This is a genomic window from Zooshikella sp. RANM57, from assembly GCF_050749885.1.
Classification (GTDB): Bacteria; Pseudomonadota; Gammaproteobacteria; order Pseudomonadales; family Zooshikellaceae; genus Zooshikella.
Genome location: NZ_JBOIUB010000001.1, coordinates 948,002 through 970,510 on the forward strand (window position 1 = coordinate 948,002; position 22,509 = coordinate 970,510).

General features: G+C 41.6%; 20 protein-coding genes. 16 read left to right on the forward strand and 4 right to left on the reverse strand.

From position 1 onward, the window contains the following. Positions 1 to 6: 6 nt before the first annotated feature. The 3 genes from rimM to rplS are packed head-to-tail and all read left to right on the forward strand — an operon-like array spanning position 7 to position 1,714. Positions 7 to 561 carry a ribosome maturation factor RimM gene (rimM, locus tag ACQ96U_RS03650; RefSeq protein ID WP_431719875.1) on the forward strand — a complete coding sequence of 185 codons (555 nt, stop codon included), beginning with the start codon at positions 7 to 9 and terminating at the stop codon, positions 559 to 561. Between the two features lie 2 nt (positions 562 to 563). Continuing rightward, positions 564 to 1,322 (forward strand): tRNA (guanosine(37)-N1)-methyltransferase TrmD, encoded by a 759-nt coding sequence (trmD, locus tag ACQ96U_RS03655; protein WP_431720129.1) that lies wholly within the window; start codon positions 564 to 566, stop codon positions 1,320 to 1,322. A 35-nt stretch (positions 1,323 to 1,357) separates the two neighbouring features. Further along, on the forward strand, positions 1,358 to 1,714 hold the full coding sequence (gene rplS, locus ACQ96U_RS03660; protein WP_431720130.1) for a 50S ribosomal protein L19: 357 nt from the start codon (positions 1,358 to 1,360) through the stop codon (positions 1,712 to 1,714). A 94-nt stretch (positions 1,715 to 1,808) separates the two neighbouring features. On the opposite strand, the gene ACQ96U_RS03665 is transcribed toward rplS, so the two are convergent. Together ACQ96U_RS03665 and ACQ96U_RS03670 are read right to left on the reverse strand one after the other, a co-directional pair. Then, positions 1,809 to 2,582 (reverse strand): ParA family protein, encoded by a 774-nt coding sequence (locus tag ACQ96U_RS03665; RefSeq protein ID WP_431719876.1) that lies wholly within the window; start codon positions 2,580 to 2,582, stop codon positions 1,809 to 1,811. After that, positions 2,554 to 4,152: a CHAD domain-containing protein gene (locus ACQ96U_RS03670; RefSeq protein WP_431719877.1), complete on the reverse strand. Its 1,599-nt coding sequence runs from the start codon at positions 4,150 to 4,152 to the stop codon at positions 2,554 to 2,556. The genes ACQ96U_RS03665 and ACQ96U_RS03670 overlap by 29 nt, the downstream gene beginning before the upstream one ends. Positions 4,153 to 4,481: 329 nt before the next feature. On the opposite strand from ACQ96U_RS03670, the gene xerD reads away from it, so the two are divergent. The 10 genes from xerD to ACQ96U_RS03720 all read left to right on the forward strand — a co-directional run bounded on the left by xerD (position 4,482) and on the right by ACQ96U_RS03720 (position 16,761). After that, positions 4,482 to 5,387 carry a site-specific tyrosine recombinase XerD gene (xerD, locus tag ACQ96U_RS03675; RefSeq protein WP_431719878.1) on the forward strand — a complete coding sequence of 302 codons (906 nt, stop codon included), beginning with the start codon at positions 4,482 to 4,484 and terminating at the stop codon, positions 5,385 to 5,387. Positions 5,388 to 5,474: 87 nt separating this feature from the next. Continuing rightward, the gene (locus ACQ96U_RS03680; protein ID WP_431719879.1) at positions 5,475 to 6,209 is read left to right on the forward strand and encodes a DsbC family protein; all 735 of its coding nucleotides are present in this window, start codon (positions 5,475 to 5,477) and stop codon (positions 6,207 to 6,209) included. Between the two features lie 338 nt (positions 6,210 to 6,547). Continuing rightward, positions 6,548 to 7,858, forward strand: a complete 1,311-nt coding sequence (locus ACQ96U_RS03685; protein WP_431719880.1) for a homoserine dehydrogenase — start codon at positions 6,548 to 6,550, stop codon at positions 7,856 to 7,858. Positions 7,859 to 7,896: 38 nt separating this feature from the next. Continuing rightward, on the forward strand, positions 7,897 to 9,300 hold the full coding sequence (gene thrC / locus ACQ96U_RS03690) for a threonine synthase (RefSeq protein WP_431719881.1): 1,404 nt from the start codon (positions 7,897 to 7,899) through the stop codon (positions 9,298 to 9,300). Between the two features lie 74 nt (positions 9,301 to 9,374). Next, a complete protein-coding gene (gene recJ, locus ACQ96U_RS03695; RefSeq protein WP_431719882.1) occupies positions 9,375 to 11,114 on the forward strand; it encodes a single-stranded-DNA-specific exonuclease RecJ in 1,740 nt (579 codons plus the stop codon). 115 nt (positions 11,115 to 11,229) lie between these two features. Next, a protein-coding gene (gene prfB, locus ACQ96U_RS03700) for a peptide chain release factor 2 (protein ID WP_431719883.1) occupies positions 11,230 to 12,328 on the forward strand; the annotation gives its coding sequence in 2 pieces (ribosomal slippage) (positions 11,230 to 11,304 and positions 11,306 to 12,328; 1,098 coding nt in all). 281 nt (positions 12,329 to 12,609) lie between these two features. Then, positions 12,610 to 14,115: a lysine--tRNA ligase gene (gene lysS, locus ACQ96U_RS03705; RefSeq protein ID WP_431719884.1), complete on the forward strand. Its 1,506-nt coding sequence runs from the start codon at positions 12,610 to 12,612 to the stop codon at positions 14,113 to 14,115. Positions 14,116 to 14,381: 266 nt separating this feature from the next. Continuing rightward, entirely contained in the window at positions 14,382 to 15,086 is a 705-nt protein-coding gene (locus ACQ96U_RS03710) for a TetR/AcrR family transcriptional regulator (RefSeq protein WP_431719885.1), read from the forward strand. A gap of 481 nt (positions 15,087 to 15,567) precedes the next feature. Beyond that, on the forward strand, positions 15,568 to 16,317 hold the full coding sequence (locus ACQ96U_RS03715) for a TIGR00266 family protein (protein WP_431719886.1): 750 nt from the start codon (positions 15,568 to 15,570) through the stop codon (positions 16,315 to 16,317). 147 nt (positions 16,318 to 16,464) lie between these two features. Continuing rightward, a complete protein-coding gene (locus ACQ96U_RS03720) occupies positions 16,465 to 16,761 on the forward strand; it encodes a hypothetical protein (protein WP_431719887.1) in 297 nt (98 codons plus the stop codon). Between the two features lie 23 nt (positions 16,762 to 16,784). Here the strand turns inward: ACQ96U_RS03720 and ACQ96U_RS03725 are convergent, their stop codons facing one another. Further along, positions 16,785 to 17,684, reverse strand: a complete 900-nt coding sequence (locus ACQ96U_RS03725) for an HDOD domain-containing protein (RefSeq protein ID WP_431719888.1) — start codon at positions 17,682 to 17,684, stop codon at positions 16,785 to 16,787. A 231-nt stretch (positions 17,685 to 17,915) separates the two neighbouring features. On the opposite strand from ACQ96U_RS03725, the gene ung reads away from it, so the two are divergent. After that, a complete protein-coding gene (gene ung, locus ACQ96U_RS03730) occupies positions 17,916 to 18,626 on the forward strand; it encodes a uracil-DNA glycosylase (protein WP_431719889.1) in 711 nt (236 codons plus the stop codon). Here the strand turns inward: ung and ACQ96U_RS03735 are convergent. Then, complete coding sequence (locus tag ACQ96U_RS03735; RefSeq protein WP_431719890.1) at positions 18,589 to 19,572, reverse strand: AraC family transcriptional regulator; 984 nt, start codon at positions 19,570 to 19,572, stop codon at positions 18,589 to 18,591. The two genes, ung and ACQ96U_RS03735, sit on opposite strands and share 38 nt — an antisense overlap. A gap of 135 nt (positions 19,573 to 19,707) precedes the next feature. Between ACQ96U_RS03735 and ACQ96U_RS03740 the strand changes: the two genes are divergently transcribed. Further along, positions 19,708 to 21,204 carry a CoA-acylating methylmalonate-semialdehyde dehydrogenase gene (locus ACQ96U_RS03740; RefSeq protein WP_431719891.1) on the forward strand — a complete coding sequence of 499 codons (1,497 nt, stop codon included), beginning with the start codon at positions 19,708 to 19,710 and terminating at the stop codon, positions 21,202 to 21,204. 96 nt (positions 21,205 to 21,300) lie between these two features. Continuing rightward, complete coding sequence (locus ACQ96U_RS03745; protein WP_431719892.1) at positions 21,301 to 22,461, forward strand: acyl-CoA dehydrogenase family protein; 1,161 nt, start codon at positions 21,301 to 21,303, stop codon at positions 22,459 to 22,461. Positions 22,462 to 22,509: the final 48 nt, after the last annotated feature.

The following is a 22,509-nucleotide window of genomic DNA, read 5'->3' on the forward strand; positions in this document are numbered from 1 at the left end:
TTGTCAGTGAGTCAGTCCAATACATCGTCATCCTTTATTGAAATAGGTAAGGTGACTTCAGTATTTGGTGTTAAAGGTTGGTTAAAGATTTATTCTCATACTGATCCGATCACTAATATTTTGAATTATCCGGAATGGACACTGAAGCTCAAAGGTCAGCAGTTATCTGTTCGAGTTGACCGTGGCCAGCGTCAAGGCAAAGGCCTAATTGCCCACTTTGTAGGCTGTGATGACCGGGAGCAAGCGCATAAGTATTGTGGTGCAGAAATCCTGGTACCTAAGACAGTATTACCAGAGCTCGATGAAGGTGAATTTTACTGGCATCAGCTTGAAGGCTTAAATGTAGTCACTGGTATCAGTGATAACAGTGTTGAGCCACTGTTGTTAGGGAAAGTTGATCATTTGTTAAGTACAGGTTCTAACGATGTACTCGTTGTTAAGCCTTGCGAAGGCAGTATTGATCAGCGTGAACGCTTAATTCCATATTTGGAAAAGCAGGTTGTGTGTGGTATTGACCTCACACAAGGTGTATTACGGATCGATTGGGATCCGGAGTTTTAAAGGTGTGGTTTGGTGTTGTTAGTCTTTTTCCTGAAATGTTTTCTGCTGTTACAGCACATGGCGTTACAGGAAGAGCGGTAAAAAATGGTGGAATAGAAGTTAACTTCTGGAACCCAAGAGATTTTACCCATGATAAACATCAAACTGTGGATGACCGACCATATGGCGGTGGTCCCGGCATGTTGATGAAAGTTCAACCTCTGCGTGATGCTATCCATGCAGCAAAAAGTGCTGCAGGGCCTGGCGCTAAAGTCATTTATCTTTCGCCTCAAGGGCGAAAGCTGGATCAAGATGGCGTTCGCTATTTAGCGGATAGTCAGAAGTTGATTTTGGTTGCTGGGCGCTATGAAGGTATTGATGAGCGCATAATTGCCACTGAAGTCGATGAAGAATGGTCGATTGGTGATTATGTAATGAGTGGTGGCGAGTTAGCTGCTATGGTCTTAATTGATACCATTTCACGCTTTGTACCGGGCACCCTAGGTCACAAGGATTCCGCCCTTGAAGACTCATTCAGCAATGGTTTGTTGGACTGTCCACATTATACGCGTCCGGAAGAAATTGCCGGTTTAAGCGTACCTGATGTGCTATTAAGTGGTAATCATCAGGAAATAAAGCGGTGGCGGTTAAAACAAGCTCTGGGACGTACGTGGTTGCGGCGGCCTGAGCTTATGAAAGCGCGGACACTAACTGTAGAAGAACAACAGTTATTGGATGGCTTTCTTACCGAATATGCTAGACAGCCACAAACATCCAATTAACTAGTAATGGGTTGGAAGTTTGTATCTAGGAGTAGATCATGAGCAAGAATAAAATTATTCAGCAGATCGAAGCTGAACAAATGAACAAAGAGGTCCCTGCATTTGGGCAAGGTGACACTGTTATTGTTCAGGTTAAAGTAAAAGAAGGTAACCGTGAACGTCTACAGGCGTTTGAAGGCGTGGTTATTGCTAAGCGTAACCGTGGTTTAAACTCTTCTTTTACAGTACGTAAAATTTCTAATGGCGTTGGTGTTGAGCGTGTTTTTCAGACCTACAGCCCTATCATTGATAGCGTGTCTGTTAAGCGCCGTGGTGATGTACGTAAAGCGAAGCTGTACTACCTACGTCAGCGCTCTGGTAAAGCTGCACGTATCAAGGAAAAGCTGTCCTAAGTTTCCACTTAGTGCAACTTGCCAACAAAAAGCAGCCGATAAGGCTGCTTTTTGTTATCTCTACTCTATTAATTGATCTCATTAATACTAATGACTAAACGTTTAGGGCTCTTTTTTCTTTTGAGCACGCTAGTTTACTTTCAACTTCTTCCCACAATGCCATAAAAGCTTGTGCACCTGTTGTTTCCTTTGCAAAGGCAGTAACAGGCTCGCGATGAACTCCCATCTTTTCAATATCAGCTGAAAAAGGAATGCTTGCTTCTAATAAGCGAGGATACTGTTTGCGTAGCCTGGTCATTGCATCTTTATGTAGTTTTTTTTGAGACTGAACCATTGAGAAGAAAGGAATGAGCTTTTTGTTTCGATAGCCATGTGTTGAAAAGAAAGTGGTTAGCTGTTGAAGTGTTCTTTCTGATAAGGTGGTGGGTATTAATGGAATGAGAATTTTATCGGCGGCATTAAACACATTTTCAGACAATAAACTGATGCTTGGTGGGCAGTCAATTAATATAAGATCATATTCTTTTTTTAGTGTCAAAAGTGTTTTATGTAAGCGAGTAGTTGATTTTTTCATGTAATTTAACATGATGTCAAAATTACGGAAAGACAACTTTGCGGGTAGAATATCTAAGTATGGGAAGTCGGAGGCCTTGATATTTTTTTGCAATTTTCTTTCTTTGCTGAAGAAAAATTTTGTTTTGCATTTTTCAGATGGTCGTACTCTAAAATAGAAAGAAGATGCGCCCTGAGGATCTAAATCAAATAGCAATGTTCTATAACCATGAGTTGCCGCTAAATGAGCAAGGTTAACAGATGTAGCTGTTTTACCTACACCACCTTTAATGCTGTAGCTCGCAAGTATTTTCATGTTTTTCTCCTTCAGCGGTACTAAAAAGATGGCTTATTTGTAGCCTGACATCCTTGTCTATGAATGATGAAAGGTGGTCAGTCACCTTGATTCGTGCTTGTAATTGTTTTTGATAAAGTACGGCTATTAAGCCTCCTACAGACAAACAAAGTTGATAATTTTCTTCTGTAGGATGATGCGCTTTTTTGAGTTGTTTATAGTAATAGTCTTGAAGAAAAGCCTGTTGAACGCATAAATCGTTAAATAGACCAAGGTGATCCTGTAATTTTTTTAAAGCATTTACGAGTTTTGTAATTTCATTTTCTGGGAATAAGTCTGAAAAAAACTCCAGAAGGTAACGTAGTTTTTTGCATGCTATTCGAATGTCATGGACATACTCATCTGGCGTCTCTGGTGTTATACGTTTACTTTTTTTTCGGATGACATGGTATTGGCGATAAATGCGCTCTTTGGCAACATTAATAATAGGTTCATTGGCCAAAGGACCGTGGCATAAAGAAGTTGAAGATTGAAACTGTGTTTCCAGTTGTTTGATTTTTTTTAGGTAATTACGACTTTTGAGGTGTTTCTTAATTTTATTTTGCTCTTGAGCGCGTGCTTGTTCAAAGTCAGTAAAGAGGACGTTAAGTCCTGGTTGTAAGCTATCGGGTAAAAGCTGAGTAAAGTCAGCCTGATGATTTAAATAGACATCAAGGTCTCGAAGTATATTAGTTTGTTTGCCCAGTTCACCAAAAGAGGTTTTTAATTCATTAAACTTATCAGTGGTAAATGCATGCTTTAACAAGGTAATAAGTGAGCGGATTTTTCTGAGGGCAACTCGGTAGTCATGTAAAAACTCGATATCAATATCATTAACAATGCCTGTTTCATTAAGTCGGGCAAGCGTCAGTAATTGAGAGGTGATTTTTGCAATGACTTCTTGAACGGATAGCTCTGGCGTTAGGTTGAATGTAGGCTTAATGGAGTAGTGACTAGGTTGAATGAGCCCATGCGTTTCCATTTCGCCAAGAAGGGTTTTACTTGTTTGCTCACACTGGTTTTGAGTGAGCAATTGCTGGCAAAAGTGGGCATCTGTTGTATAGCCTTTTAATGGCTGTACAATTAAGGACTTTACTTTATGTCTAGGCTGTGATTGAGACTGAAGTGTGTCGAGTTGAAGCCTTAATCTTGTTTTTCCTTCACTATCCTTACAGTCCAAAAGTGTTGAAGCAAATTGGACTTCTACTGTTGGTGTTAATGCCCGCGCTTTAATAATTTTTTGCACTTTTTGGGCAAAAGTTGATGGCGGTATATTGAGTATTTCAGGTGGAGAAGGTAATTCAAGACGGTCAAATGTATAAAGATCGTAAGGTGAACTGAAGAGATCTCGCTGTTGTAAGTTAAGTTGATTTTGAAAATACCAGCAAACCAAGCCTTTTTTCCAAAGAAGCCACTCAAAGGTATCATAAAAAATCAGCGTTTGAGAGGGTAATGCTTGCTGGTTAATCTGATATTTAGCATTGAGTAACTGTTGAAGTTTATTGGCTGAGAATCGTTTGGGCAGATGATAACGTAAGCGTTGTCGCTCCATGATGCTTTGGGCTCCAATGACGTGAGCACAGGTATAACCGTTTATACCGTTTCTTGTATAGGTATATTGTGCGGCTTTCTGTTTAAATGATTTAGCTTTTATTTTGTTGAGGTACTTCCTATTACCCTCAAACTATGACTTTTTTCTTGTGACTAAAGGTTAATAAACGACATCATAAGCGTTGTTCATTTTTTTGTAAACTGAACCTAGTGATGGAAACATTGGGTTAAGAATACACTCTGATATGCTGTACATACTGTTTAATTTTGCTGCGACTTTTTTTGAGGGAATATTATGAGTGAACATATTTTTAACCACGGGCAGGCTTGATGAAACCTCTTGGCTCAGCACATCAAATGCTCATTAATGAGTTTATTCAGTTTTTATGGCTAGAACGAGGTCTATCGGACAATAGTAGGGCTGCTTATCAAAGTGATCTTGTTCATTTTACTTATTGGCTTGAACAGCAAAGTCAGTCACTTACTACTGTCAGTCGTGTAATCATTCAGGATTATCTGGCGTTACGAACCGCAGGAGGTATGAGTGCACGTTCTTCTGCTCGGTTGTTATCTTCATTGAGAGCTTTTTTTAAGTTTCTGCTATTAAATGAAAGAATACAGGATGATCCCGTTCAGGCGCTAAAAATGCCAAAACTGGGCAGGAAATTACCTGGGGTATTAAGTGAGGAGGAGGTTGAAGCATTATTACAAGCCCCCGATTTAGATGAGCCTATCGGCTTTCGTGATAAGGTTATGCTGGAATTACTGTATGCTTCAGGACTTCGAGTTTCAGAGTTGGTGGCGCTGGAAATCCCAATGTTGTTTATGTCGCTTGGTGCTGTGCGTGTTGTGGGCAAAGGTGGCAAAGAACGGCTGATACCTTGGGGTGAAGAAGCACACTATTGGTTGGTTCGTTATCTTAATGAAGTTCGGGAGCAACTATGTAAAGCAGGGCAGACAAGCATCGTTTTCCCGAGTGCTCGAGGTCAGCGTATGACACGACAGACTTTTTGGCACAGGGTGAAAAAGTATGCCATAGAAGCCAATATTACAGGTGATATATCACCTCATACGCTTCGACATGCATTTGCGACACATTTATTAAATCATGGCGCTGACTTGAGAGCAGTTCAGTTACTCCTTGGTCATAGTGATTTATCTACAACCCAAATTTACACTCATGTCGCTAAATTACGATTGCAAAAGCTACATCAAGCATATCATCCAAGAGGGTGATATACTGCGGGCCTATGGAGGGAACCAAAAGGTGTATTTCCCTCTCTCAGTATGAAATAAACACAAGTAAATCATATGGGGAACCCTATGACGTTGTTTCGTAAGTCTCTGATTGGCTTAACGCTAGTACTGGGTAGCAGCATGGCTGCTGCAGGACAGGACGTAAAGGCAAAAATAACAGCTAATCTTCAAGCCCTTGATAAGAATGTCAAAGTAGAAAAAGTAGAAGAAAGTCCTGTAAAAGGCGTTTATGCGGTGACCCTTGCAGGAAATCAGATTATTTATAGTAATGCTGATGGTAACTATGTATTTCGTGGTGACTTACTAAAGCTAGAAGGCAAGAAAGTTACTAATTTAACGGCTAAAGAGCGTAATAAAGAAGTAGCCAAATTATTAAAAAACTTCCCTGAAGAGAAAATGGTTGTTTTTTCACCTAAAGGTAAGAAAAAAGCACATATTACAGTCTTCACTGATGTTGACTGTGGATTCTGCCGTAAGCTCCATAAAGAAGTACCTCAGCTAAATGAAATGGGCATTGAGGTTCGCTATATGGCATTTCCTCGGGGTGGTGAGCAATCTCCAGCATTTGCCACAATGGAGTCTGTATGGTGTTCGAAGGATCGTCAGCAGGCTATGACCCAAGCGAAGAATGGCGAGAAAATAACGGCGGATAAATGTGACAACCCTGTTTTGGAAGAATTTAAACTTGGGGTTCAACTTGGTGTTAATGGAACTCCCGCGCTGTTCTTGGCTGATGGTAGTATGATTCCTGGTTATCGCCCTGCAGATCAGCTAGCTAAGATGTTAGGTGTTGCTAAGTAGCTTTAGATGTGCAATTACGCACCTAAAATGAGTGCATTCAAGACTAAAATTAATCCATTTTTGGTCTCTTCTCTTAGATTACCTGGTGTTAGTTCTGTGACTATTCACCAGGGAGCTCTCGTTTTCCTCTTTGACTTCAGCTAAGCTCTAGGAACTGAGCGCTGGTCAGCGTAAAATAATTTCCCTTTTGCTGGTAATGGCAGCAACTTTACTTTTTCTGCTAGATGAGTTCGTGCTGGAATTTACCAAGGCAAGGCATGCTTGAAGCCATGAACTTGGTTTTATCAAGTATGAAGACTCTATGCTTAATAAATTGATTGGGTGAATGGGGGTGGAGTTTGAAACCCATAAAGATAGGTATCTGTGGCCTGGGCACTGTAGGTGGCGGTACATTTAATGTTTTGAAGCGTAACCAGGATTTGATTGCTCAGCGAGTGGGGAGACCCATTGAGGTAGCACAAATTGCAATGCGTCGTCCTAATCCCAACTGTGATACTTCGGATGTCTCGGTGACCGAAGATGTATTTGCAGTAGCAGATAATCCAGAGATCGATATTTTAGTTGAATTAATTGGTGGCTGTGATACTGCAAAATCATTAGTTTCACGTGCGATTGCGTCAGGTAAACATGTCGTGACAGCGAACAAAGCGTTGATTGCTGTCCATGGTAATGAGTTATTAGCTGAAGCGTCAAAACATAAGGTTCAGGTAGCATTTGAAGCGGCTGTTGCAGGCGGTATTCCTGTCATCAAGGCACTTCGAGAAGGTCTGGCAGCCAATAAAGTTCATACTGTAGCTGGTATTATCAATGGTACAGGGAACTTCATTCTGACCGCTATGGAGAAAAAAGGCAGTAGTTTTACTGATGTGTTAGGTGAAGCACAAGCGCTTGGCTATGCTGAAGCAGACCCTACATTTGATGTTGAAGGAATCGATGCTGCTCACAAACTTACTATCCTTGCATCAATTGCTTTTGGTATCCCTTTGCAGTTTGAGCAAACCTACACAGAAGGTATCAGTGGTATCACCTCGGAAGATATTCAGTATGCTCATGAACTGGGCTATCGCATAAAACACTTAGGTATTGCACGTGCCCGAAAAGAAGGCATTGAGCTGAGAGTACATCCCACATTAATTCCAGAAAAGCGACTACTTGCTAATGTGGATGGAGTCATGAATGCAGTACTGATTGATACTGATGCAGTTGGTCCCACCTTGTTTTATGGGGCTGGAGCAGGTGCAGAACCAACGGCTTCTGCAGTTATTGCCGATATTATTGATATTGCGCGTGCAATTGAGTCACCCAGCCATATGCCTGCCTTAGGTTACCAGCATCCATTGTCAGATGAGCTTACTGTTTTACCAATGGGTGAAACGGAAACAGCCTTTTATTTAAGGATGAGTGCTGCTGATCATCCTGGGGTAATGACGCAAATTACGCGTATCCTTAGTGAAGAGGGTATTAATATTGAAGCGCTTCTTCAGAAAGAAGTACTTGAAGGCGAACAATTTGCAGCCATCATTATGCTAACGCACAAAGTAAAAGAGCGTGCAGTAAATAGTGCGATTAAAGCAATTGAGGCTTTAAATGATGTGAATGGGCAGGTGGTTAAGATACGAATGGATCACTTAGACCATTGTAATAACTAATTAGGAATTTAACTTAACAACAGCGAGTTATAAATAAGGTGAAGTATATTAGCACAAGAGGGCAAGCTCCTGCCCTGGCGTTTGAAGATGTGTTGTTAACTGGGCTGGCGAGTGATGGGGGATTGTATGTCCCTGAATATTGGCCCCAGTTTACACTTGAAGAAATCACTTCTTGGCGGGGATTATCTTATGCCCAATTAGCTGAGAAAATTATAACTCCGTTTGTTGGCGAAGCTATTCCTCAAAATGATTTACGCCAGATCTTACAAGATACTTATCAAGCATTTGACCATCCAGCTGTTGCGCCTCTGACCCAGTTAGATACTAATCAGTGGGTATTGGAGTTATTTCATGGCCCAACATTGGCGTTCAAAGATTTTGCTTTGCAATTATTAGGACGCCTACTGGATTATTTGTTAGTCAGGCGTGGTGAAAAAGCGGTTATTGTTGGCGCTACTTCTGGAGATACAGGCTCTGCAGCAATAGAAGGTTGTCGACATGGTGATAATGTGGACATATTTATTCTGCATCCTCATCAGCGTGTATCTGAAGTTCAGCGTCGTCAAATGACAACAGTTTTAGCTGAGAACGTACACAATTTAGCGGTTAAAGGAAGTTTTGATGATTGTCAGGCAATGGTAAAAGCCTGCTTTCAGCAACAAGATTTTCTGCAAGGGAAAGCACGTTTAGTGGCGGTTAATTCAATTAACTGGGCACGGATTATGGCGCAAGTCGTCTATTATTTTTATGCAGCGCTAGCCGTAGGTGCTCCACAACGTAGTGTTGCGTTTTCAGTGCCCACTGGCAATTTTGGTGATATTTATGCGGGTTATGTTGCGCGTAACATGGGGTTACCCATTAATCAGTTATTAGTGGCAACCAATCGCAATGATATCCTGCATCGCTTTATGGCTAATAACCAATATAGTAAAGAGGCTCTGTCACCGACACTCTCACCCAGTATGGATATTATGGTTTCCAGTAATTTTGAGCGCTTGTTGTTTGATATGTATGGTCGTGATGGTGCTGCCATTAACCAGCTTATGTCGAATTTTCAGCAACAGGGCACCTTAAGTGTTGATTCCTGGCGCTGGGAGTTAACACGACAGTTATTCGATAGTTACAGTGTGAGTGATGAAGCAACTTGCCAAACGATCGGTGATATTTATCATCGTTGTCAATATAAACTAGATCCACACTCTGCAATTGGTGTACAGGCGGCTATGGCATGTCAGCGTGATAAGCAGTTACCAATGGTTACCTTGGCTACTGCGCATCCAGTTAAGTTTCCTGATGCAGTGGTACAAGCAGGGTTATCGTCACCCGAGCTACCATCTTCAATGACGGATCTTTACGAGCGAGAAGAGCGTTATACTGTTATTGAAAATGCGTTAAGTGACGTTCAATCTTATGTAGCAAAACACGCTCGACCGCTTAATTAACTGCGTTATCTCACCCTACCTTGAGATAGCTATTTAGGGCTATCTCAAGGTTGTACTGGCCTTAATTTATTAGCATGCAAAAAAAAATAAATACCCGTCACTACGATGCTCAACAGTTAAAATTTGGTCATGAGATTCCCCCGTTGTTGCAACGAATCTATGCAGCAAGAGGTGTTTACTCAAATGCAGATTTATCTCGATCTTTACAAGGGCTGATGAGTTTTACTTCATTAAAGGGACTAGACCAGGCGGTAAATATTCTGTGTGAGGCTTTGGAAAAACAAAGTCGGGTGCTGATTGTTGGTGACTTTGATGCTGATGGTGCAACAAGTACTGCATTAGCTGTATTGTTGTTGCGGGCGATGGGGGTATTAAATGTTAACTATTTGGTACCTAATCGCTTTGCTTATGGTTATGGTTTGTCTCCTGAAATTGTTGAAGAAGCCAAGCAGTATGAGCCTGACCTTATTATTACTGTTGATAATGGCATTTCCAGTATTAGTGGTGTTGCTGCTGCAAAAGCCGCAGGAATTCAGGTGCTTGTGACTGACCATCACTTAGCAGGTGCAGAACTACCAATGGCTGATGCGATTGTAAATCCTAATCAGCCAGGCTGTCATTTTGCTGGGAAAAATACTGCCGGTGTTGGTGTTATTTACTATGTATTAATGGCCCTACGTTCAGCATTAAGAGCTCGAGGCTGGTTTAATGATAATCGGCCAGAGCCTAACCTTGCGCACTATTTGGATATTGTGGCGTTGGGGACAGTGGCTGATGTAGTACCTTTGGATACGAATAACCGACTGTTGGTGTACCAAGGTTTGCGTCGAATGCGTGCTGGAAAGGCACGCCCAGGCATTAATGCCCTACTTGAAGTTGCAGGGCGAAAGACGCATCGTTTAACGGCTGCTGATCTGGGTTTTGCCCTTGGCCCTCGTTTGAATGCGGCTGGGCGATTAGATGATATGTCTTTGGGTATTGAATGTTTATTAACTGATGACCCTTACCTGGCTCGGGAGATTGCACTGCAGTTAGATGATTTAAACCGGGATCGTAAACAAATTGAGGCCGACATGCAGCAGCAGGCTTTGGCTGCATTGGATGCAATCAAGCTGGATGACAGCCAAAATCTTCCTGTGGGTATTTGTTTATATGATGAGAATTGGCATCAGGGTGTTATTGGGATTTTAGCATCACGGATCAAAGATCGTTTACACCGGCCAGTCATTGCTTTTGCGGCTGCCGATGGGAATGAAGTCAAGGGATCTGCTCGGTCGATTCCTGGCTTTCATATCCGTGATGCTCTAGATGCTATTGCCAGCCAGCATTCAGGGTTGCTCAGTAAGTTTGGTGGGCATGCAATGGCGGCTGGGTTGAGTTTACCTGCAGCACATTTACCTGATTTTAAGAAAGCGTTCGATGATATTGCTCGACAGTGGCTATCTGATGAAGATCTAGAAGCAGAGTTACATACCGATGGCGTTCTCCAGCCTGAAGAGTTTTCATTACAGACAGCAACCATGCTTCGAGAAGCAGGGCCTTGGGGACAACACTTTCCTGAGCCAAGTTTTTATGGTGAGTTTTTGATTATTCAGCAGCGATTAGTGGGTCAAAAACACCTAAAGCTGGTTTTGATGCTCCCTGGTACTGAACGTTATATAGATGGTATTGCGTTTAATGTTGACTTGTCCTGTTGGCCTAATTTGAATGTACAACAGGTACGGGTGGTTTATCAGCTTGATCTAAATGAGTATAAAGGACAGCAGAACATACAACTGTTGATTAACTATCTTGAGCCTGTGGTAAACACATAAAAAGTGTAGTGATACAGATCTGTGATCTTTCGTAGTTTGCGCATTTCCTTCACTATCAGGCTTACGTTAAAATAGCGCGCTTTGTCAGAGTAACATTGGAATATATGAGTTCGGCATGATCGAAATTAATCCGTTGACACAATCTATTAAGGACTTACAAGCACGAACTGAAGTGCTTAGGGGGTATCTTTGACTATGCTCACAAACAAGAGCGCTTAGTTGAAGTTGAGCGAGAGCTGGAAGAGCCAGAAGTATGGAATGAGCCTGAGCGTGCCCAACAATTAGGGAAAGAACGCGCACAGTTAGAGTCTGTTGTGAGTACTTTAGACACACTTACTCAAGGCTTAACGGATGCATCTGACTTATTGATGATGGCAGTAGATGAAGACGATGCAGATACGGTTGCTGAGGTTGAAAAAGAACTTGAAGGGTTGGCCACTCAACTTGAGCAATTAGAATTTCGTCGCATGTTTGCTGGCCGTATGGATGCTAATAATGCGTTCTTGGATATTCAAGCAGGATCCGGGGGCACTGAGGCTCAGGATTGGGCCAATATGTTACTAAGAATGTATTTACGCTGGGGTGAGCGTAAAGGCTTTAAAACCGAACTTGTTGAGGTATCTGCTGGTGATGTGGCGGGTATTAAGAGTGCAACGATTCAATTTTCAGGTGAATATGCCTTTGGTTGGCTAAGAACCGAGACGGGAGTTCACCGATTAGTGCGAAAATCACCTTTTGACTCTGGTAACAGAAGACATACTTCATTTGCTTCCGTGTTTGTATCACCCGAAATTGATGATGATATTGAAATAGAAGTTAATCCTGCAGACTTGCGAATAGATACCTACCGTTCAAGCGGAGCAGGTGGTCAGCATGTTAACACGACTGATTCTGCTATTCGTATTACGCATATGCCCTCTGGAATTGTTGTTCAGTGTCAAAACCAGCGCTCACAGCACCAGAACAAAGATAAAGCTATGCAGCAGCTTAAAGCCAAACTTTATGAGCTAGAGATGCAGAAGCGAACAGCTGAGCAACAAGCATTGGAAGATAGTAAATCTGATATTGGTTGGGGAAGCCAGATACGCTCTTATGTACTGGACTCATCACGTATTAAAGATTTACGAACGAGCGTTGAAACCTCTAACTGTAATACGGTGTTAGATGGTGATATTGATAGATTTATTGAAGCAAGTTTAAAGCAGGGGTTATAACGTATATTTTGTCCTTGTACTCAAAAAAATTCTCTCACGTTAAGGCGAGAGGGAATGCTGTATAGTTGAGTTGGGAAGGGCAAATATGCTAGTTACTTACCACAAGTAAGATTGACTGGGTGGGTATTGGCTATAGATATAGGATATAGATAGTTGCTTGGTATTTATCTTGTTTGAGGTAAGCTGTAATAGGCGAGATTAAAATGGATCTCGCTTATTTTGTTTAGGTCGTTAACTTTTTGAGGGGGTATTTCCCCCTATAGTACATACAGGAATCACTCATGGCTGATGATACGCAATCCGATGTAACAGTATCAGATGAAAATAAGCTCATTGCTCAGCGTCGAGAAAAATTGGCTGAAATACGAAAACAGCGCAATGCGTTTCCCAACACTTTTCGTCGTGACAGTTTTGCTGGTGATTTACAGAAAAAGTATAAGGACCTAGATAAACAGACCTTAGCAGAACAGAGTATTACGGTTAAAGTAGCGGGCCGGGTTGTGCTTAACCGTGGTGCGTTCATTGTTATTCAAGATGTTAGTGACAGAATCCAGCTGTATGTAAACCGTAAAGCGCTGGCTAAAGATCAGCTTGATGAGATAAAAGGCTGGGATTTAGGCGATATTGTTGGTGTTGAGGGAACACTACAACGTTCAGGTAAAGGTGACTTGTATGTTGATATGCAACACGCCTTGTTGCTAACCAAAGCATTGCGCCCATTACCAGATAAGCATAAAGGTTTGGAAGATAAAGAGATTCGTTATCGCCAGCGTTATGTTGATTTGATTGTTAATCAAGAGTCTCGTGGTGTATTTAAGGTAAGATCTCAGGTCATTGATAGCATTCGTAACTACTTACAGGAAAGACATTATCTGGAAGTAGAAACGCCTATGTTACAAGTGATTCCAGGTGGTGCCACTGCAAGGCCATTTATTACGCACCACAATGCACTTGATATTGATATGTATTTACGTATTGCACCAGAGCTTTATTTAAAGCGTTTAGTTGTGGGTGGCATTGAGCGTGTTTTTGAAATTAATCGTAATTTCCGTAATGAAGGTTTATCAACGCGTCATAATCCTGAGTTCACAATGCTTGAATTTTACCAAGCCTATGCGGACTATAATGATTTAATGGATTTAACCGAAGACATGTTGCGTGAAGTTACACAGCAAGTGCTGGGTAATTCTACAGTGAATTATCAAGGTGAAGAATACGATTTCAGCAAACCGTTTCAACGCATGACTGTAGTAGAAGCAATACTTCACTTTAATAACAATATTTCTGAGGCTGATTTAGCTGAACGAGAATCGGCAAAAAAAGTTGCAGAAAAACTGGGTATTGAGGTTAAAGATAATTACGGCTTGGGTAAAATTCAGCTGGAAATTTTTGAAAAAACAGCTGAACACCGTTTGCAACAACCCACATTTATTACTGAGTATCCTACAGAAGTTTCACCATTGGCGAGACGAAATGATAATAATCCTTTTGTGACGGATCGTTTTGAGTTTTTTGTCGGCGGTCGTGAAATTGCTAATGGATTTTCGGAGTTAAATGACCCTGAAGATCAAGCTGAAAGGTTCTTGGCACAAGTTGCTGAAAAAGAAGCGGGTGATGATGAAGCGATGTTCTATGACGAAGATTATATTCGTGCGCTAGAATATGGATTACCACCTACCGCTGGAGAAGGAATTGGTATTGACCGTCTTGTCATGCTGTTTACAGATTCGCCATCTATTCGCGATGTACTACTTTTTCCGCACATGCGTCCAGAATGTCACAAATAAAATGTGAACTGTGCACCCTTTTTTGGGGTGCCTCCCCCTCCTAAGAGTTTTTTTATCACGTTAAAATCTGTCCTTGTTCCCATCTTGTTAATGATTGATTAAAAATTATTCATATACTTCTTACCTGTGTGAAAAAGCATGACTTAATGCAATAGTGACTATTTTTTTGAGGAACGTTGAGTCACTTTTAGGTAATATGTAGCTGTTAATAACTTAAAACAGAAAAAACCGATACCAACAAAACTGCAGTGGTTGAGATGAAAACAATGAGTTTATCTTCTAGGGAAGCCCCTAGCACTATCGTCTATCAAGGACGGAAAACACGGAGAAATGGCAGCGAACAACGCCGCCGCTTAATTCTTGAAGCATCATTACGACTGGTTATTCGAGAAGGTGTCAGAGGAGTACGACATCGTGCGGTTGCTAAAGAAGCTGATGTACCGCTTTCTGCAACCACCTATTATTTTAAGGATATAAATGACCTTATCGCAGATACCTTTACGTATTTTGTTGACGTTGGAGCAGAATCGATGCGCCGTTTTTGGAATGGTGCGGAAGAAGTTTTATTTGCCCAATTAAACAATGAGCCAAGCTCAGGCGAGAACTTACGCGTTATTCAGATGCGTTTAGTTGACCTGGGTGTTCAGTATTTGATGCAGCAAATTGAGCAACACCGTGATTATCTTTTAGCGGAGCAGGCTTTTCAGTTTGAATCGCTCAGAGACGGGCGCTTGAGTCAGTTAGCTCGATTGCATCAGGAAAATATGTTGATTGATTTAACTCGCTTTTTTAAAGCAATAAAAACATCTGATCCTGAAACAGACGCGTACCTGACTTTAGCAGTTATTTTACGCTTAGAGTATGATGCTTTATTGGGTTACCCTGAAATCATCACACAAGAACAGATTAAGCACAAACTTACTCGTCATTTACAGCTTATTTTACAACTACCAGATAAAACAGAAAGCTAGCTGTAAAAGCTGTTTTAAACCTCTTTTTACTCGAGCGATACTGCAATGTAGTGTCGCTTTTTTTATATTTGTTTCTCTCGCTTATTATAATAAAAACTACTTCGGTTTATGGGTTTCTATATAACTTACCACATCTTCGTGTTCTATATTTTGTATAGACATTTTTGATGGCCTCACCTAAAAATCATTCTTTTTGAGTAGAGAAAGCGTAAATAAATGGTTCAATTGTTTACTCTACCTAGAGATGAATACCATTTTACTTTTTGCTGTAAATGATATGCTTAAGTAAAGCCTGTGTATTGTATAAAACATCAAAAAAAGATGTTAAGTAAGCAGCAATTATAGTTTTATCTCCTCCTATCTTTAATTTTCCTTTGGATTCTTCAAGTTAAATGTTTTTTTCTGTTCGTCATACTGTAGTAATATCAGAGATGATAATGAGCATTTCAGGGTAATGATTTCACATATAGAGGATAGCCAGATGCATTGTCACGAGGTTGATTACGAAATTATTGGCCATGATTTACAAATGGTAGAGATAGAATTAGATCCTGGTGAAACAGTTATTGCAGAAGCCGGAGCCATGAATTATATGGAGCAAGGCATTGAGTTTGAAGCCAAGATGGGGGATGGATCAAGCCCAAACCAAGGAATGATTGGTAAATTATTTGGCGCTGGTAAACGGATGCTGACAGGTGAGTCATTGTTTATGACGCATTTTACCAATCAAGGTGTTGGTAAACGACGTGTGGCATTTGCTGCGCCATATCCTGGGTCTATTATTCCTGTGGATATGAGTGCCATTGGTGGGCGCTTACTGTGTCAAAAAGATGCTTTCTTAGCTGCGGCTCTAGGCACTAAGCTCAGTGTTGCATTTAATAAACGGTTAGGTTCAGGTTTTTTTGGTGGCGAAGGGTTTATTTTACAGCGCTTGGAAGGTGATGGTATGGCTTTTATTCACGCGGGTGGGGCAGTTATCCGTAAGGAGCTTAATAATGAAACACTACGCGTTGATACAGGCTGTTTAGCCGCTTTTTCTGAAGGTATTGATTATGACATTCAGTTAAGTGGTGGTTTAAAAAGTATGCTGTTTGGTGGAGAGGGTATTGTGTTAGCTACATTATCTGGTACAGGTAGTGTGTGGTTACAAAGTTTACCTTTTTCTCGGTTGGCTGATCGTATTCTGGCGCATGCACCTGCTCGTGGTGGTAGTGATATGGGCGAGAGTTAATATGCTACAGATTATTTATTAAATTTGTTATAAGTTAGTTTTTATTGGGTTTAGGGAATACTTACAGCAATGATGTAAAAGTGCTCTGTAAGTATAATTATAAATAAATGTCGTACAAAAAAAAGCAGTATCGTGAGGTGGGTGTTTGTGAAAATAAATCATTCTTGGCAGTTAATAGGTGTTGCACTAATAACTCTTATTATTACTATCATAGCGTTAGACAAAAATGGTTATTTGAGACACTCATCTGAAGATGATTCTATTTACTTATCTGAGTTTAACTTGATCAAGCAGTTACCAGGCGCATCTGAGACCAAGCTATCTCATATTCCTGCAGATTATACAGCGCAATGTGTACAAGGTGTGTTGTTATTACGCCATAAAAAACAAAAGGATAATGTGGGTGTGTTGGTTGATAAAAAACAGCGAGCGGTACGTTGCTAGTCACCATTGAGAAAGAAGAGGACTCAATATTTTCCAAATGCACTGCGGGGTGGGGGAATCAGAATGCCTTTTGCATTTCCACCCAGCATATCAACCAGTTGAATAGTCTCTGCATAAATTGTTGCATAAATGCGCATAGGGTCAGCATGGCGCCAGTATTGAAAAGGGGATTTTTGAAAGCTTGTCAGAAAGGATAACTCTGGCGTAGGTTTAGTCCTTGGATTTTGATAGAGAAATATGTAGCGTGCAATCAGGGTATGATCAATCAGGTTATATTTTTTGCTGGCTGAAAAAGCCCAGAAATCCTTTGTTTTAATGACATTTTTGAACGAGTTGGTTAGTTGCCAAGCATCGATCAACTTGGCGCCGACCACTTGGTTTAGTTGGTTACAAAGGGCACGCACATTTTGAGGAACACTCACAAAGTCAGGATAGTCATCTAATTGAGTGACTAAAAAAAGACTACCTACATCCTGTAATAATGAGCTGAGTAGTGCTTTATCTGTATCAATAGTACCTACATGTTTCGCCAATATGGAACTAAGGGCAGCAAAAACCAAACTGTGCTGCCATATCTCACCTTGATATTTACGAGCCAAATAAGAGTGGCAAGTAAATAAATTCTTGAGTACATAGGTTAAAATGACATTACTGGTGGCTTTAATGCCAATGCGGACAATGGCTCCCTTTAAATCATAAGGAGGGAGTGGCTGTCGATAGAGCGGTGAGTCTGCCAGCTTTTCCAGGTGCTTGCTAAGCCCTTTATCTTGCTCAATCAGTAAAACAATTTCATTTAAATGTACACTGCTTTTGGCGGCTAATTGCCTAACCGTCAGGGTATGTGGGGGTAGTTGTGGAAAGTCAAAAGGTGAATCAATTAACTTTTCGGTTAAAGCTTGTTCAATAATATCCAGTGAAGCCATACAAACGTTTACTGCCTTATTTGTTTTTCAGCGAAGGAAGTCATAGAAAAAGACGACAACTTACGCTGGCTTTCTTGTGTACTTCATCCTTGAAATTTATTATTGAGTTTTCAAATAATGAGTATGAGTAATGAGGTTTTAACGAACTCTCATCCTGTTGAGTCCATAACTTCATTACTTTTTGATTATAAACGTATAATAGCAGCTTTGTTGATTCGGTAGAGGTGATTGATGACGGAAGTAAAACTGGAACCGTCCTGGAAGAAAGTACTAGGTGGAGAGTTTAACAAAGCGTATATGCAACAGCTTAAAGCCTTTTTAGTGGCGGAAAAGCAAGCGGGTAAAGTTCTTTTTCCAAAAGGCAGTGAATATTTTCAAGCGTTTACGTTGACCCCTTTTGATGATGTCAAAGTCGTTATTTTAGGGCAAGATCCTTATCATGGCCCAGGGCAAGCACATGGATTATGCTTTTCTGTCAGGCCCAAGGTAAAGACCCCACCTTCACTGATTAATATTTATAAAGAGCTACAAGCCGATTTGGGTATTACCCCACCTCAACATGGCTGTCTGGAAGGATGGGCAAAGCAAGGTGTATTGTTGCTGAACAGTGTGTTAACAGTGGAGCAAGGACGGGCTGCTGCTCATCAGGGGCGTGGTTGGGAACAGTTTACTGATCATGCGATTAGTGCGCTTAACCAGTCTAGAGAAGGTATCGTGTTTATGCTCTGGGGAGCTTATGCTCAGAAGAAAGGAAGTTTTATTGATACTTCTAAACATTTAGTGTTGAAGTCTGTTCATCCATCCCCTTTATCGGCACATAGAGGTTTTTTGGGATGTAGACATTTTTCTCAAGCCAATCAGTATTTGCAACAACAAGGTAAGACGCCAATTGACTGGCAGTTGCCTATTCATATGGAACAGATGGTTTACGCTCAGGCTTAGTTTGCGCTTGTTGAAGAGATTGCCGCTGTAATTGACGGTATTGGCTGGGGGCTATTCCTGTGAGCTTTTTAAACAGTCGGGAAAAGTAATATACATCGTTAAAGCCAACATGTTGTGCTACAGCGGCAATGGGCTTGTCACTTACATCCAAAAGGTAGCATGCTCGCTGAATTTTTAACTGATTGAAATAGTGTAAGGGGGCGTACCCTGTCAAGGCTTTGAACTGTCGGCTAAAGTGAGAGGCTGATAAATTAGCGTGCTGTGCTAGATCACTTAGGGTGAGGCCCTGGTGAATGTTACTTTCCATGTACAGCTGAAGTGTGGCGAGGTTGAACCCTGTAGGATTGCTCGGTTTTGCTTGTAGCGTAGGAAGATAAGTGAGTAACTGTTGTAAAAGTTTAGTGCCATAGATATATCGTTGCCATTGTTGGCCACTATCCTGGATGCTTAAAAGCTGATCAAACTGTGCCAGTAAATAACTGGACAGGCCACAAGATTTACAATATGGGTGAGGGTTAGAGTGGGTGGATACCAGAGTGGATTGGAGGTGGTCCATAAAAATGTCGCTTTTTTTCCCTTCAAAGTGAACCCAGAAGATACTCCAAGGGTTATTTCTATCTGCGCCATATGCATGAGGAATACTACGAGGTAATAGTAAAATATCACCAGTATTCACTGGGATAACGTGTTGCTGAACACTTAACCAACCACAGCCTTGATAACAGTAGATGAGAAGATGATCAACTGGTGAAGTTCTTTCCATTCGATGGCAGCTGGCTGATGGATAGTAACCATAACCTAGTGGAAAACAGTCTTCACTCAGGGGGTGAGTGCTGAGTTGTTTAATGATGGCATCAGGAATAATCCATCGAATACTGGTTTGGTTGAGTGGCCAGTTTGAAGTTAAGGCATAGCTTGTTATAGACACGGCAGTTAAAAAGTCCATTCACATAATAAAATCATCCATCCTTACTGTAACAATTGCATGATACAACTGACCATCTTTATCAGCGCTTTTTCAGGGTACTCTGTAGTCTCTGAGTATCAACACTAACAATAATGAATGTAAAAAGGTGTTGTCATGCCTTCAGCTAACCTGCCGCTTTTTATTAATAATGAACTGATTGCCAGCCAGTCAGATCAGTTTATTCCTGTCACCAATCCTGCTACTCAAGAAGTTTTAACTCAGGCTCCTGAAGCCACTGAAGCTGAAATGGAGCAGGCGATTAATGCTGCACAAAGTGCCTTTTATCAATGGCGTGATGTTCCTCCACCTGAGCGTGCTCGTTTGATGATGGTTTTTCAGCAACTTTTAAAAAGTCATCACAATGAGCTTGCAGAAATACTGAGCCAGGAAACAGGAAAAACATTTGCGGATGCGAAAGGTGATGTTTGGCGTGGTATTGAGGTTGTTGAACAGGCTTGCAATATTCCTTCTTTATTAATGGGTGAGACGGCTGAAAATGTTGCAAATGGCATAGATACCTACAGTTATACCCAACCGCTTGGAGTGTGTGCGGGTATTACCCCTTTTAACTTTCCCGCAATGATTCCTTTGTGGATGTTCCCAATGGCAATTGCCTGTGGTAATGCGTTTGTGCTCAAGCCCTCTGAGCAAGACCCTATGACCCCAATGCGGATAGCTGAATTGTTTGCTGAAGCTGGATTTCCGCCTGGGTTGTTACAAGTTGTTCATGGTCGGAAAGCACAGGTCGATCATTTATTACGGCATCCATTAATAAAAGCGCTTTCTTTTGTCGGGTCAGTACCTGTTGCCCAGTATATTTACCGGACAGGAACCTCGCACTTAAAACGCGTGCAGGCCTTCGCAGGTGCCAAAAATCATATGGTGGTGATGCCTGATGCGGATAAAGCACAGGTTATCAGTAACTTAGTAGGCTCTTCAGTAGGAGCGGCAGGCCAGCGTTGTATGGCAATCAGCGTGGCTGTGTTTGTTGGTGAGAGTGCAAGCTGGGTTGAGGACCTGCAAAAGGAAATGGCAAAGGTGAAGCCTGGGATCTGGAATGATCACTCTGCAGGATTTGGTCCACTCATTTCACCCCAAGCAAAAGAGCGTGTATTAGGGTTGATTGCACAAGGAAAAAATGAGGGTGCGGAGTGTCTTTTGGATGGTAGTGAGTGTCGTATGACAGACTATCCCGATGGTAATTGGGTTGGACCTACTCTATTTAGTGGGGTGAAATCCGATATGACCATTTACCGGGAAGAAATATTTGGCCCTGTTTTGCTTTGTATGCAGGTTAATTCTTTGGATGATGCTATCCAGCTTATTAACGAAAACCCGTATGGAAATGGTACATCCATTTTTACCTCTTCAGGTTTATCTGCAAGACACTTCCAGCATTATATTGAAGTAGGACAGGTGGGTATTAATGTGCCTATTCCTGTGCCACTGCCGTTCTTTTCTTTTACAGGCTGGAAACAGTCATTTTATGGTGATCAGCATGCTTATGGTAAACAAGCTGTGCGCTTTTATACTGAGACAAAAACCATTACTGCACGCTGGTTTGATCCAGGAATGCCAGCGACACCTAATATGACGATTCAGATGCGTTAGTTAATTACTCGCTGTAATACATCCATTGTTATGAGTACCTCTAAAATCACTATTTTTAGAGGTGCCCTTAAGTGTTATCAATGAAGGAGATACCCAATGGATTTTGAGTTGAACGAAGAACAACAGGCATTCCAGCGAACCGCACAAGCTTTTGCTGAAGGGGAGCTTGCCCCACATGCTGCAATGTGGGATGAGAAGCAGCATTTTCCTGTAGATGTCATTAAGCGAGCAGGTGAGCTTGGTTTTTGCGGTATTTATTGTACAGAGGAAGAGGGCGGATTAGGCCTGTCGCGACTGGATGCTTCAATTATTTTTGAGCAATTAGCCCAAGGTTGCACATCTACAACAGCCTATCTCACCATACATAATATGGTGACATGGATGATAAGTCTTTATGCCCAGGAAGCGGTTCGTAAAGAGTGGTGCCCTTTTCTGGTGACGGGTGAAAAGCTTGGCTCCTATTGTTTAACTGAACCCAATGCTGGCTCTGATGCCGCATCCCTGAAAACCACAGCCGTTAAAAAGGGTGATCAGTATGTCATCAATGGCAGTAAAGTGTTTATTTCTGGTGCTGGAGCGACGGATGTTCTGGTGGTGATGGCCCGGACAGGGGGAGAAGGTGCAAAAGGTATTTCCAGTTTTTTAGTGCCTGCTGACAGCGAGGGCATTACCTATGGCCGTAAAGAAAGCAAGATGGGTTGGAACAGCCAACCAACCCGCAGTATTACTTTTAGTGATGTTAATGTCCCAGCTCGATACCTGCTTGGTGAAGAAGGCCAAGGCTTTAAAATTGCGATGCAGGGCTTGGATGGTGGACGCGTTAACATTGCCACCTGCTCAGTCGGAGTTGCACAAGCCGCATTAAGAGATGCACAGCGTTATATGCATGAGCGCAGCCAATTTGGTAAATCTCTGGCTCAGTTCCAAGCATTACAGTTCAAATTAGCGGATATGGCGACACGGCTTGTGGCGTCACAACAAATGGTTCGTTTAGCGGCCAGTCGTTTAGATAAAAAAGCGAAAGATGCCACGCTTTACTGTGCAATGGCCAAGCAGTTTGCTACTGATGAGTGCTTTGTTATTTGTAATGATGCCTTACAGCTACATGGTGGTTATGGTTATATTCGAGAATATCCTTTGGAACGCTATGTTAGGGATGCCCGGGTTCATCAAATTTTAGAAGGCACCAATGAAATTATGCGCGTCATTATTTCACGTCGCTTGTTGCAGGATGAGGTGCATAGTTTATTTGACTAGTGATTTCTGATGTTTAGCAAAAGTTTTTAGTAGCCTTTATTTTGAGTA